This window comes from Lactobacillus sp. B4007, assembly GCF_026535895.1.
Lineage (GTDB): Bacteria > Bacillota > Bacilli > Lactobacillales > Lactobacillaceae > Lactobacillus > Lactobacillus panisapium.
Genome location: NZ_JAFNPA010000006.1, coordinates 1 through 13,968 on the forward strand (window position 1 = coordinate 1; position 13,968 = coordinate 13,968).

14 protein-coding genes are annotated in these 13,968 nt (G+C 38.2%); 1 reads left to right on the forward strand and 13 read right to left on the reverse strand.

Translation table 11 applies throughout. The annotated features are described in order from the left end of the window. Positions 1–116 precede the first annotated feature (116 nt). From J3U54_RS08610 to J3U54_RS08670, 13 genes are all read right to left on the reverse strand, one after another. Positions 117–653, reverse strand: a complete 537-nt coding sequence (locus J3U54_RS08610; protein ID WP_267385757.1) for a ClbS/DfsB family four-helix bundle protein — start codon at positions 651–653, stop codon at positions 117–119. A 164-nt stretch (positions 654–817) separates the two neighbouring features. Further along, the gene (locus J3U54_RS08615) at positions 818–1,717 is read right to left on the reverse strand and encodes an ATP-binding cassette domain-containing protein (protein ID WP_220220859.1); all 900 of its coding nucleotides are present in this window, start codon (positions 1,715–1,717) and stop codon (positions 818–820) included. Beyond that, positions 1,707–2,786, reverse strand: coding sequence for an ABC transporter ATP-binding protein (locus J3U54_RS08620; protein WP_267385758.1), 1,080 nt, complete (start codon positions 2,784–2,786; stop codon positions 1,707–1,709). The genes J3U54_RS08615 and J3U54_RS08620 overlap by 11 nt, the downstream gene beginning before the upstream one ends. 10 nt (positions 2,787–2,796) lie before the next feature. Continuing rightward, positions 2,797–3,705 (reverse strand): ABC transporter permease, encoded by a 909-nt coding sequence (locus J3U54_RS08625; protein ID WP_164715361.1) that lies wholly within the window; start codon positions 3,703–3,705, stop codon positions 2,797–2,799. 1 nt (position 3,706) lies between these two features. Continuing rightward, entirely contained in the window at positions 3,707–4,639 is a 933-nt protein-coding gene (locus J3U54_RS08630) for an ABC transporter permease (RefSeq protein WP_267385759.1), read from the reverse strand. Between the two features lie 83 nt (positions 4,640–4,722). Continuing rightward, the gene (locus tag J3U54_RS08635; protein WP_267385760.1) at positions 4,723–6,345 is read right to left on the reverse strand and encodes a peptide ABC transporter substrate-binding protein; all 1,623 of its coding nucleotides are present in this window, start codon (positions 6,343–6,345) and stop codon (positions 4,723–4,725) included. Positions 6,346–6,574: 229 nt separating this feature from the next. Then, positions 6,575–8,194, reverse strand: coding sequence for a peptide ABC transporter substrate-binding protein (locus J3U54_RS08640; RefSeq protein ID WP_267385761.1), 1,620 nt, complete (start codon positions 8,192–8,194; stop codon positions 6,575–6,577). Positions 8,195–8,209: 15 nt separating this feature from the next. Further along, positions 8,210–9,025, reverse strand: coding sequence for a PfkB family carbohydrate kinase (locus tag J3U54_RS08645; RefSeq protein WP_267385762.1), 816 nt, complete (start codon positions 9,023–9,025; stop codon positions 8,210–8,212). A gap of 13 nt (positions 9,026–9,038) precedes the next feature. Beyond that, positions 9,039–10,016, reverse strand: coding sequence for an SIS domain-containing protein (locus J3U54_RS08650; protein ID WP_220232850.1), 978 nt, complete (start codon positions 10,014–10,016; stop codon positions 9,039–9,041). Positions 10,017–10,241: 225 nt separating this feature from the next. Continuing rightward, the gene (locus J3U54_RS08655; protein WP_220232849.1) at positions 10,242–10,895 is read right to left on the reverse strand and encodes an amino acid ABC transporter permease; all 654 of its coding nucleotides are present in this window, start codon (positions 10,893–10,895) and stop codon (positions 10,242–10,244) included. A gap of 16 nt (positions 10,896–10,911) precedes the next feature. Beyond that, a complete protein-coding gene (locus tag J3U54_RS08660; protein WP_103751989.1) occupies positions 10,912–11,550 on the reverse strand; it encodes an amino acid ABC transporter permease in 639 nt (212 codons plus the stop codon). Continuing rightward, on the reverse strand, positions 11,547–12,362 hold the full coding sequence (locus J3U54_RS08665) for a transporter substrate-binding domain-containing protein (RefSeq protein ID WP_103751988.1): 816 nt from the start codon (positions 12,360–12,362) through the stop codon (positions 11,547–11,549). Before J3U54_RS08665 ends, J3U54_RS08660 begins: the two co-directional genes overlap by 4 nt. An 11-nt stretch (positions 12,363–12,373) precedes the next feature. Further along, a complete protein-coding gene (locus tag J3U54_RS08670; protein WP_103751987.1) occupies positions 12,374–13,111 on the reverse strand; it encodes an amino acid ABC transporter ATP-binding protein in 738 nt (245 codons plus the stop codon). A 318-nt stretch (positions 13,112–13,429) separates the two neighbouring features. Here J3U54_RS08670 and J3U54_RS08675 point away from each other — a divergent pair, with 318 nt between their 5' ends. Continuing rightward, a complete protein-coding gene (locus tag J3U54_RS08675; protein ID WP_103751986.1) occupies positions 13,430–13,879 on the forward strand; it encodes a GAF domain-containing protein in 450 nt (149 codons plus the stop codon). The last annotated feature ends 89 nt before the right edge of the window (positions 13,880–13,968 follow it).

Sequence of the window (13,968 nt, forward strand, 5' to 3'; positions counted from 1 at the left end):
CAAATCTACTGCTTCTAATTTTGTTTTTAGTAAATATTTAGACATAAGAAAACCCCCGAATTGGAATCTTTGTCCAATTCCGGGGGTTAACTTCAAATATTGCCAACGGTTTTTTATTATTGTTTTAAAGACCTTTTGTACTTACGTAACTTCTTTAATGCCCATTCATAATGGCTGGAAGTATTCGAAATAAAATAGGTTCCCAAAGTATTATTCCCGGTCCAAGAAAAAACATTCTTGGTAAATAGTTGATCATTAGAAAAAGTCGCAAGTAATTTCATTACCTGCTGGTGACTTTTAGCCAGTAATTCTTCAGCTTCTTTTAAACTGGTTTTCTGGTGTTTCTGCCATATTTGCTGATTCATTTCACCATAATTACGCCAATTATAGCCATCTGGCAAAAAGTCCTGTGCTTTTCCTGCTTGATTATTTTCAATCCATTCCAATAGCAGTTTTTGCCACTCGTATAAGTGAATCAGCACATCGCGGATATTGCGATCCCGCTTCCAATGTTCACCCTTTAATTTATCAGTTTCAAAAGCAAAGTTGCCAGTCTGCGCCTTCTCGGGTAAAGAATCAATGAGGTCAACTATTTTCTCGTAAGCAGTATTGCTTGCCTCAATCAAATCAGCTTTACTAGTTGGTCTAGCCATTATTTTTCTCCTATTAACATACAGAGCTGCATACCTAAGTTAATTAACTTTTTTACATAGCTTTCTGTAAATACTAAAAATACAGACTAAAGATACCAATAAAAAAACTTTTTTGCAAGCTGTTATTTATTAAAACTAAATCAGCAAAAGCTGCTTGAAAAAAATTATGACCACGAGCCATCATCTAAAACCAGGTGACCATCACCTAAGTCTTTCATTGCCTTGTTAACATATTGATTACGAAAAGCATGGTAATCAGACAGTTGCTTTTTTTGTTCAGCAATTGGATCAGTAATTGGAATTGCAGTTAGTAAGCTCTTAGTATACGGATGAACGGGGTTAGCAAAAATTGCTTCAGTTGGTCCCGTCTCAACAATATGACCGAGATGGATGACCCCAATGTGACTGGAAATGTGCTTGACCATTGCTAGATCATGGGCAATAAACAGCATTGCACTACCTGTTTTTTCTTGAACTTCTTGGAGCAGGTTAACTACTTGGGCTTGCACCGAAACGTCTAAAGCAGAGATTGCTTCATCAGCAATAATCAGTCTAGGATTCATAATCACTACGCGGGCAATTCCTACTCTTTGACGCTGACCACCAGATAATTCTTGGGGATAGCGGTTAACAAAAGAACTATCAAGGCCAACGACTTTCAGCATTTTAATCACGCGAGCCATTTTCTCGTCTTTACTTAATTCCGGATAATGAATATCTAAACCTAACTTGACGATGTCGCCCACTTTTTTACGCGGATTTAACGAAGACATAGGATCTTGAAAGATCATCTGCATGTCCTTGCGCAGCTTAGCTGTCCGTTTCTTATCCATACTGCCGCCAATTTGTTCGCCCTCGAACAATACTTCACCAAAGGTGGGTTTATACAAGCGGATAATTGAGCGACCAATTGTTGTTTTACCACTACCTGATTCACCAACTAAGCCAAAAGTTTCGCCACTGGCAATATTAAAAGAAACATCATCAACAGCTTTAACGATCTTTTTCTTTCCAATCGGAAAGTATTGTTTTAAATGGTGTACTTCAAGAATATTATTCGCCATTGACTTCAGCTTCTTTCTTCATTTTTGCAATTCTTTTTTGGAGAATTGCAGGAACTTCAACTTTGGGTGCGCGCTTGTCAAGCAGCCAGGTGGCAGCATAATGATGATCATTAATCTTAAACATTGGTGGCTGCTTTTTAAAATCAATCTTTAACGCATATTTATTGCGCGGTGCAAAAGCATCCCCAACAATTGGTTGCGTCAGATCCGGAATTGTCCCCGCAATCGTCGGCAGTTTTTTAACATTTTCATTAACATCTGGTACCGACTCAAGTAATCCCCACGTATACGGATGTCGCGGATCAAAGAAAATATCTTCACTAGTGCCCGTTTCTACAATTTTGCCAGCATACATCACGTTAACATTAGTGGCAATATTAGCTACAACGCCCAGATTGTGGGTAATGAAAATAACAGAAAGCTTGCGACTTTTCTGAATAGACTTGATCAAATCAAGGATTTTTGCCTGGATCGTAACATCAAGTCCCGTCGTCGGCTCATCACAGATAAGTAAGCTGGGATTCCCAGATAAAGCAATTGCAATCACAATTCTCTGCCGCATTCCCCCGGAAAGTTGGTGTGGATATTGATCCATGACAACCTTGGCATTTTGAATACCGACAGTTTCAATCAGTTCAATAACGCGCTTGTTAATTTGCTCCTTATTCATCTGCGGATTAGATGCTTTAATTGCTTCCGCAATCTGTTTAGCTATTTTCATAGTAGGATCAAGGGAAGTCATTGGATCCTGAAAAACCATTGCGATTTCTTTACCCTTAATTTGACTTTGCATTTCTTTCGGGCTTATTTTCAGTAAATCAATTGTCCGTTCCTGTCCTTTAGACTGGTAAGTAAAGTTGATTTCACCAGCCTTAATAACTTGGTTAGCTTCTTTTTCACCCATAATGGTCTTGACGCTAGCAGATTTGCCACAGCCAGATTCACCAACAAGTGCTACCGTTTCACCCTTTTTAACCTGGTAATTAATTCCCCGAACTGCTTGGACATCGCCATGCTCAGTGTGATATTCAACTTGTAAATTTTTTATTTCTAAAATTGTTTCAGACATGCCGCTTCACCTAGCTTCCTTCAATTGCATCACGCAAACCATCGGCAATAATATTGAAACTAAGCATAATTAAGGCGAGAAATAAAACTGGGAAAAAGACCATATAAGGATAAACAATGGCCTGAGTATAACCATCATTGATCATAGTCCCCAGCGATGCCAATGGAGCAGGAACTCCCAATCCAATAAATGCTAAAAATGCTTCAAGGAAAATTGCGTTAGGAATTGATAACATAAATGTCGTGATAATTTGCCCTAAGGTATTGGGTAAAATCTGGGAAAAAATAATTTTAAAGTTTGATTCTCCCATGGTTCTGGCGGATAAAACATATTCACGTGATTTTAATTCTAAAACTTGTGCCCGCACAATCCGGCTCATATTAATCCAGCCAACAATCATCATTGCGGTAATAATGCTGACTAGTCCCGGCTTCATTACCAGCACAAGGAGAGTAACAATAATAATCATCGGAATTGTACTCAGAATTTCGGTAATCCGCTGCATAAATAAATCGATTTTACCCCCAAAATAACCTGAAATCAGACCATAACTGGTTCCAATCACAAGGTCAATAACCATGGCTACGAGGGCAACTCGGAGCGAAACCGAAGTTCCAGCTGCTACTCTGACAAAAATGTCTCGTCCCAAATTATCTGTTCCAAACCAATGACCATTTGTCCCAGGGGCAAGGTTAGATTGGTTGGGATATGGCGTGGTTGGCGAAAATTGACTAATATGCGGAGCTAAAAAAGCGATTAAAGCGATGATAACCAGCACGATAACACTAATTACTGCTCCTTTATTCCGTAAAAATCTATGCCAAATTAGCTGCCCATATGAATATGATTTGCCAGAATAATGATCTTCAACTTCTGGATTTTGGGCAAATTCAAAATCGGTGTCTTTAATTTCAGTCATTTTATTCACCCTCATCTAATCTAATTCGTGGATCAATTAAGCCGTAAAGGATATCCACTACTAGCATTATGCCAATGAACAAAACTGCGTAAAAGAAGGTAATTCCTAAAACAACGTTATAATCATTGGCTTGAATCGCACTAATATACAAAGTCCCTAATCCGGGAATCGCAAAGGCCTTTTCAATAACCATACTACCGGCAATTAAATCAATCATTAATGGCGCCAACACCGTAATAACCGAAATTAATGTATTTCGAATCACGTGGTGCAAAATTAACTGGTACTTTTTAATTCCCTTTGAGTCTGCCAATCGGTAATAGTCAGAATCCATAATTGTAATCATGTCATTGCGGACATACCGTTCAATACTTGCCATGGTAAAAGTACTTAGGGCAATCGTTGGCAAAATGGTTGAAGCAAAAGGCTGTGTTTGTTGGTAAGTTCCAGGAAATACCATTAGCTTGTAGGAGAATAATAACGAAACAATCAAAGCGACAACAAAGTTAGGTAAACTTATTCCTAACACTGAAATCCCGGTCATTAAGTTATCCCAAATGCTGCCCTGCTTAATGGCTGCCAATACACCCATGAAAAAGCCCAAAATAGAACCCAAAATAGTAGCTTGCAGACCAATCTGCAATGAAATGGTAAAGTGCTGAAAAATCATTGTTGTGACAGGCGTATTTACCTGAACGGTATATGACACGCCAAAATCACCGGTGATCATATTTTTTAAATAATTAAAGAACTGAATTGGTATTGGTCCATCCAAGCCATATTTTCGGTACAAAGCCGCTACTTGAGCGTGCGACATCTTTTCATCATTAAACGGTGAACCTGGCATTGCTTTTTCCATTACAAATAAAATTAAGGTAATCAAGAACAGGGTCACAACTGCAATCAAAATTCTTTTTAATATATATTTTTTCAAGTTCATCCCTCCTTACTTCCTGTTAGAAACAAATAGGACCGAGACAAATGCTCAGCCCCATTTTTAATTCATTTTTTGCCAAATTATTTAATGGATACATACTTAAAGAAGTATGGTACACCCGCAATATGCATTGGCATATTCTTTATATCTGCTCGTTTCAGAACTGGAGCACCAGATTGGTATAGTGGTGGACAAGCAGCACTATCAATTAGAAGATCATTTGCCTTAAGCAAGGTTTGGAATCTCTTAGTTTGATTTGCCATACCGCCTGCTTGGTTAACTAACTTATCAAATGCTGGGTCAGACCATTTACCATAGTTGCTGGCATTGCCCGTTGTATACATACCTAAAACGGCGGTTGGATCAGCGTAATCAGGAGCCCAACGAGTAATTGCAACATCAAAAGTTGACTTAGCCATCTTATCTAATCTTGTTTTCTTTGCAACTTGCTGTAAGTTAACCTTCATTCCCGGAAGATTCTTTTCAACTTGCGCCTTGATATAAGCGGCAAGGTTGGAATAAACGGGATCACTGTCATCATAGAGCAGAGTGAATGAACGTAACTTAGTCTTACTTTTAGCCTTATTCCAATATTTTTTCGCTTCACTAGAAGAGTATTGCGAAAAATTAGTGGTTGATTCATCCGCAAAGTCTTTACCAGTAGCTGGATCCTTTGCTAAGCCCTTCATAATCATTGAATGAACTGGCACAGAGCCATCCTTTAGGATATGAGTTGTGATTTCTTTGCGATCAATACTGTAAGAGATTGCTTTTCTCACATCCGGATTATCAAATCCTGGCTTTTTCAGGTTGAACATTAAGTAGTGAATGAAGTTGCTTACTTCTTCTTGGAAGTTCTTGTCCTTGCGGTATTTCGAAACAAGCTGACCGCTTAAATGAACGTAATCGGCACTGCCATTTTCAAAGGCAATTGCTGCTTTTTCCGGATCCGTAATCACATCGATTTTAACTTCCTTGACCTTAACGTTTTTGGCATCCCAGTACTTAGGGTTTTTCACTAATTGAACGGTATTATCGCCCAATTTCCAATTTGTTACCTTATACGGACCGGTAGCAAGCAAATGATCTGAATCCTGTGCATACTTTTTACCATTTTCATCGAAGTATTTTTGGTTAATCGGGGCAAAGGAACTAAAGGACAACAATTTGCTTAAAAATGGTACAGGATGTTCCAATTCAACTACTAAAGTCTTATCATTCTTAGCCTTAACACCAAGTGCACTAAGTGGCTTTTTCCCAGCAACAACTGCACTAGCATTTTTAATTCCTGATGCAATTATTTCAAAATTATAAGGAGAGCCTACCTTTGGACTAGCAAACCTGCGCCAGCTAAAGACAAAATCGTTTGCTTTAACCGGATCACCGTTAGACCACTTCGCATCCTTACGAATTGTGAAGGTCTTAGTTAGACCATTATTACTAGTCTCAACTTTTTCGGCCAATCCGAGTTGCGGTTTCTCATTTGCGTCAATCGTATACAATCCCTCGGTTGTGTTAGCCACTGTTAAACATGATGTGACTTGATAAGCAATTGTCGGATCAAGCGAATCGACCGGTACATTTTGCACAACGGTAATTTTATCCTGATTATTAGCTGTTGAATTTGACTTCTTTTGGCAGCCTGTTAGCAACATGCCAAAACAAGAGATAGCGGCGGTAGCAAGCACTGCTGCTTTTTTCATAAATATCACTCTTCCTTATCATTTTTTGGACGTCAGCTTTACTTGGTAATGCTAAACATATTGTAATTATTTGTTTGCTTCGTAAATTAGCTGGCTCCAACTTTTTAGGGTTTATATGATAAGATAATTGTAATTTTATAATATGTCAAGGCAATTTCTTAATAAAATTTAATATTAGTTAAAAATATCTTAATTAAATATTTTATTATTAGCTAAACTTCTGTCCCATTTACTTTATTACTGCGTACTTAAAGAAGAATGGTACACCAGCAATGTGCATCGGTAAGTTCTTAATATTAGCTCTCTTTAAAACAGGAGCACCAATTTGATACAGCGGTGGACAAGAAGCGCTGTCAATTAAGATATTGTTGGCCTTAAGCAAAAGTTGGTATCTCTTAGACTTGTCGGTCGTCTTATTTGCTTGTGCTAATAACTGATCAAACTCTGAATTAGACCACTTGCCGTAATTACTGTCGTTTTTTGATTGATACATGCTCAAAATAGCCGTTGGATCAGCATAGTCTGGCCCCCACCGTGTAAGCGTTACGTCATAGGTTTCTTTGGCCATTTTATCAAGACGAGTTTTCTTAGAAACTTGCTGCAGGTTAACTTTCATTCCTGGTAAATTCTTCTCGACTTGTGCTTTTACATAAGCAGCAACATTGGCGTAAGCAGGATCACTATCATCATAAAGTAAAGTGAACGATCTTAAATCAGTCTTGCTTTTGGCCTTGTTCCAATATTGTTTTGCAGCAGCTGGATCATAAGCAGATAAATTAGTGGTCGATTCATCCGCAAAATCTTTCCCGTTAGCAGGATTTTGGACTAAGTCCTTCATAACCATGGAGTGCGCTGGAATAGAACCGTCCTTTAAAATGTGCGAAGTAATTTCCTTTCGGTTAATACTGGTAGAGATAGCTTTACGCAAGTTTTCGTTATTTAGACCTGGCTTTTTCATGTTAAACATTAGGTACTGCGTAAAATTACCAACGTCATTAACAAAATTCTTATCCTTACGGTATTTGGCAACCAATTGGCCACTTAAATGAACATAATCTGCACTACCGTTTTCAAAGGCAATTGCTGCTTTTTCTGGATCGGCAATTACATCAATCTTAACGTTATTGACCTTCACATTTTTAGCATCCCAGTATTTATTATTCTTGACCAGTTGAATTGTATTATCACCCAATTTCCAATCCTTAAGCTTGTACGGTCCAGAAGAAATTAGGTGATTAGCATCTTGAGCAAACTTTTTACCGGTTTGGTCAAAGTACTTTTGATTAACCGGAGCAAAGTCACTGAATGCCAACAACTTATTCATATACGGAACAACATGGTCTAGTTCGACAACTAATGTTTTCGATCCTTTTGCCTTAACTCCTAACGAACTAACCGGCTTTTTCCCAGCTACGATATCATCGGCATTTTTAATTCCGGCTGCACCAGGTTGAAAATTAAAAGCTGAAGCATTTTTAGGATTAGATAAACGGCGCCATGCAAAGACAAAGTCATTGGCAGTAATTGGCGTGCCGTTTGACCATTTGGCATCGTCACGAATTGTAAAAGTCTTGGTAAGACCATGATTACTTGTTTCAACTTTAGATGCCAACCCCAAGCGTGGCTTGTCATTAGCATCAATCGTGTACAGGCCTTCGGTTGTATTTGCAACAACAATCGATGACGTATTTTGGTAAGCCAAGATTGGATCTAACGAATCAACGGGAGCATTTTGGACAATGGTAATTTTTGATTGGTTATTCGCATTTGAAGTAGCTTTATTTTGACAGCCCGTCAAGAGCATGCTGAAACACGCCGCTGCTGTAGCGATAATTGCGCCTTTTTTCATCTTTATCACTCTTTCCTAAAAAGATTTCTGATGACCAAAACCACCAGATAATTGGCAGGTCGCAGCTGCATTCTTGCTTGCCGCTTCTGCCGCTTCATGTAAATTATTTTTATTTAAGTAACTAACTAGGAATCCGGCTATAAAACTGTCACCGGCTCCCATTGTGTCAACAACCTTAATTGGTTGCGGTTCTTGATAATAAGATTCTTGTGAAGTTAGCAGAAAAGCCGGCTTGGCACCTCTGGTAATCACAATGACCTCAGGGCCTAAAGTTAAGTACTTCTGAGCGAATTCTACGACTTCGCTATCAGACATCTCTTCGCCTGAAAAGAAAGCATAATCAACTTGTGGCAAGGTCTTTTTAAAGTAGTCCTTATCCCGAGAAATAGAAAAATCAAAGGAAACTTTAACTCGTTGATGTAATTCAGGTAAATATTCGTCAATTCCTGAATCAATCCCAGCGTGAACAACATCAAATTGATCAATTGTGGCAAAATCGACTTGTGTGAGCCTTAGAGCCAATAAGTGCAGAGCTGTATTTTGTGGTCCTGCAACAAAAGTACGGTCGCCTTCGTCAGTGAGAATTACTCGTGGTTGAGCTGTGGGAGCGTATGCCTTACGACAATTAACCAGCTCAACTTTTTCTTGTTGAAGCGCTTTTTCAATGTGTTCAGCACGATCATCATCACCTAAAATGCCCAAATACGCAGAAGTTTCTGCTCCTGCTTTTTTAGCATCAACCGCAACATTAACACAATTACCTCCGGGAAAATAAACTCGCTGCTTAACATAAGTATCGGCAACGTTATCACCAATCGATATTATTTTCATGGGTCAAATTCCCTTAATAGTCTAAATGCCACATATAGCGACGTGATTCTAATGAATGTCCTCTTTCGTATGAAAAGCCTTCTGCCAACATTCGGAAAACAACCCCAGACAAGATTTGTGAATAGTACTCTTTAAATTCGTCATCAACTTCATGCATGTCGTATTTAGCATTATCAATCACGTAAACTTTATCACTGTGCTTTTGGGCAAAATCTACTACGCGCGCGTCCATTTGTCTTGTCACGCCCATGCCCTCACAAATGATAAATGGAACATCGAAGTCAGTAATTTCAAATGGTCCGTGGAAGTATTCTGCAGAATTAATGTAGCTACTGTTTATCCACTGCATTTCTTGCAGCCAACATGCAGCAAAAGAATAAGTTTCTCCGGCATTAATTCCGGAACCAACGGCATAAATCAGCTTCTCTCGCTTCAACTCACTAGTCCATTTCTTAGCCGTTTCACCAAATTGTTGCCGCGTTCTTTCAGCCATCTTTTCTAAGTCATCAAGTGCAGCTATTGCTTTGGCATATTTTGCATCACCAGTGATTGCTTTTAAAAAGCTAAAAATAAAACCATACAAGACGCCTGTGTTTAAATCCGCAGCATCCGTTCCTTTGCCCCAGCTGTAGTGCAAAGTATAATCAGAATTTTTTTCTAAAGCTGAATCAGGGGTAAAGGCAATGCCAATTGTTAAAGCACCTTTTTTCTTAGCAAATTTGGCAGCTTCATTGGTTTCGGGTGTACTACCAGAATGTGAACAAGTCACAACGATACTATGCTCATTCAAAGCATGAGGATTGCGACTGGTAAATTCGCGTGCTGGTAAAATAGTTGCCGGAATATCACATTCTCTGTTAATGATATATTCTGCGGGTTGCATGAAAGCCATGGAACCACCACAGGCGGCAAAATAAATATGATTAATGCCTGCAACCTTTTGACAAGCTGCAACTGCATCTTTTATTTCTTGCTGATATTCTTTTTTCATTTTTTACCTCTCATCTTTTGCTGTTATATGATGTTATATAATAAGATAAGTTGAATGAGTTTCGATGTCAAGCATTTTTTAAAGATATTTTAATAACAGCGAATGATAAAACATGCCGATGCTAAAGGTGTTATTGGTCATCTTAGTAGTTATGAAAAGGATTACAGCAAAAAAAGATTTCACAAAATGTGAAATCTTTTTAAGTTAATTAATTTTATTTTCAGCTTAAGTCAAATGCTTTCCGATTACGTTACCAATGATTGATAGGGTAAAGCAGACGATAAAGTAAAGTACTGCTAAAGCCGCAAACATCGGTAGAATATAGTTGGCATTTTGACCATAAATAACTTGTGCGTGTTGCATCATTTCTGGCACCACAATGATTGTGGCCAGTGATGTGTCCTTAATCAGTGAAACAAACTGACTAATAATTGTTGGTACCATGTTTTTATAAGCTTGTGGTAAAACAACGTGCCAGAGTGCTTGAACAAAGGACATTCCAGTCGATCTAGCACCTTCCATTTGACCACTTGAGACTGATTGAATCCCTGACCTAACAATTTCTGCTAGCATACTTGATTCAAAAACCGTCATCGCAATAATGGCAGCAGGAATTGTTTCCGGTCTGAAGCCAAAATTGGGCAACCCAAAGTAGGTAAAGAAGATGATTAAAAGCAAGGGTACATTACGGATAATATCGATAATGAAACCGACAATCTTTGAAACGTACTTAATTTTCGAATATCTAATAATACCCAGAATTGACCCAAAGATGAAACTCAAAATAACCGAAATTACAGAAATATAAATCGTTACCCAGAGGCCCATCAATAAAAAGCGCATGTTTAGCCACGAAAAGGCGTTAATCCAATTTTGCATTTCACTGTCCCTCCCCTTAGGCTAATTTCTTCTCTAAATGCTGCATGTAGTAACTAAGCGGCAACGTGATAATTAAATATAAAACACCAACTACTAGATAGCTGTTGATAGTATCAAAAGTTGTTGAAGCAATCGAGTTTGCTTGGTACATCAAATCAAATCCAGCCACAAATGCCAGAACCGACGAATTCTTAACCAAGTTAACAAACTGATTTCCTAATGGTGGAATTACAATTTTAAATGCTTGCGGCAAAATAATATAACGCATTGCCTGCCAGTAAGTCATACCGGTAGAACGTGCACCCTCCATCTGTCCGCCAGAGACAGATTGAATACCTGAACGAATGGTTTCAGCAATAAATGCGGAAGTGTAAAGCGTTAAGCCAATTGTTCCCGCTGTAAAACCATTAATCTTAACCACGTACATTGGAATAACCAAATAAAAGAACATGGTAATAACTAATAGCGGAATATTACGTAAAATTTCAACATACGCACGTCCAATAACGCGTGCTACTTTACTCGGAACTACTTCCATAATTGCAAAAATTGTTCCAATTATTAAACTGAAAAACAACGCAATCACACTGGAAAATACGGTCCAGCCTAATCCAACGAGCAGTTGGCCACTAAATTTTGTAAAAATGTTAATCATCGGCGATACAGCTCCTTATAATTAAATCCTGGAACGTCGCCGAACCACTTTTTAATCAAGCGATTGTATTCACCACTATGCTGCATTTCAAGAACTGCCTTATCAACAGCCTTAGTGAATCCGGTTTGTCCCTTATCAACTGCAACACCATAAGGTTCAACAGTAAACGTACCACCTCGAACTTCATATCCTGGGTTTTGAACTGCCAAACCAAACAAAATACCATTATCAGTTGTCAAAGCGTCACCCTGACCTGATTTCAATGCGTTCATTGCCTGAGCATAATCTTGCAGTTCGATTACTTTCGCTTTCGGCGCAGCCTTTTTAATGTTATCAACTGAATTAGAACCGACTACCCCGATAACGGTCTTACCATTTAAATCCTTAGTGCTTCTTATTTTTGAACTCTTGGGAACAAGTAGTGATTGCCCAGCATCAAAGTAAGACTTCGAAAATGAAATTACTTTTTTCCGCTCAGGCGTAATCGACATCGTCGCAATCACCGCATCAATATTGCCATTTTTTAATAGCGGAACTCTCGATTGTGAAGTGGTGGTAACAAATTCAGCACGTCCCTTCGGACCGAGAATATGCTTAGTGATAGCCTTAGCCATATCAACGTCAAAGCCTTTTTGTTGACCATCGCGGACATCAATCAAGCCAAATAATCTAACATCACCCTTTACACCCCAGGTGATCGTATTTGACTGCTTGACATTATCTAAAACAGATTGATCGCTCAAACTTTTGCCACAGCCGGTCAACATCAAGATACACGCTAATAAAGGAAACAGCCAAAACTTTTTTTTCATAATTGGCCTCCTTAGTGAGAGATAATTTTACTCAAAAATTGTTGTGCTCGAACCGTCTTAGGTTGTTTGAAAAAGCTTGTAGTATCATCGTCTTCAACAATTTGACCTTTATCCATAAAGATAACCCGGTTAGCAACTTCTTTAGCAAAACCCATCTCATGAGTAACGATCAGGGAAGTCATTCCGCTCTCATTAGTTACCTTTTTAATAACTTGTAGAACGTCATCGATCATTTCAGGATCAAGTGCACTTGTTGGTTCATCATATAAAATAAGTTTAGGCTTCATTGCTAGTGTTCGTGCAATTGCAACACGTTGCTTTTGACCACCAGAAATTTGTGATGGCATATTGTGTGCCCACTTTTCCAGACCGACCATTTCAAGCAATTCCATTGCTTGTTTTTTGTTCTCTTCTTCTGGAATGTGACTGACAATCCGTGGAGCTAACATAATATTTTCAAGAACATCTTTATTTTTGTATAAGTTAAAATGCTGGAAAACCATGCCAACATCTCTACGTAAAATATTTAAGTTAGTCTTGGGATCAGATAAATCGTGTCCGTTTACGATCAATTTACCTTCTTGAATTGATTCTAGGCCGTTTACGGTTCGAACTAAAGTACTCTTACCTGAGCCAGAAGGCCCAATTAGAACCACCGTTTCTCCTTCATCAATCTCTAAATTAATGTCGTGCAGTGCATGAAAATGGCCATAATATTTTTGCACGTCATGGAACTCTATCATCGACATTGTCATCGCCCCTTTCATAGTCATTGCAATAAAAATATATAAGTCATTGACTCTATTTTACTATAGCCGTTAAGATTTTTAAAAGTTAAGCACTATTTTTAATGAAAATTTATACAAAACTGTAATATAAATCTTACTAAACTTAAAGAGAATATATAGTTTATATTGACAATAATCGCTTGCTTTTATGCTTAATTCTTTTTGCTAATCAAAAACGACTTGCTCAATATTATACACTTCCGGTAAAAATGTAAAAACTCTGTTAGCACTTTCAAAACTAAAAGCGTTAGTTTAAACTAGCATGAAAGGAGAAAAAAGATGGATAAAGCAAATAATTATCAGATGTTACTTAAGCAGGCTCAGAGTTTGCTTAAAGACGAACACGACCTAATTGCCAATATGAGTAATCTTAGTGCACTGCTCTACAATAATTTACCTGATGTCAGTTATGCCGGTTTTTACCGTTACCAAAATGACGAATTGTTGTTAGGACCATTTCAGGGGCCAATTGCCTGTATGCATATTGCGCTGGGTAAAGGTGTTTGCGGAACAGCGGCTGCTAGCCATGAAATTCAAATAGTTCCTGATGTGCATCAATTTTCAGGACATATTGCCTGTGATTCAGCTACCAATTCAGAAATTGTCTTGCCAATTATGCAGGACCAAAAGCTAATTGCGGTTTTAGACCTTGATAGTAAAAAGTTCAATCGTTTCGACAAAACCGATGCCACTTATTTAGCCCAAATTGGCGCTTGTATCATCAATTAACAACTATTAAAAGCAATAAAAAAGCTGATCGTCTACTTGAAGTGACCGCCATTTTTTCAATAAAATTGCGGAAACACAAATCAAAACAG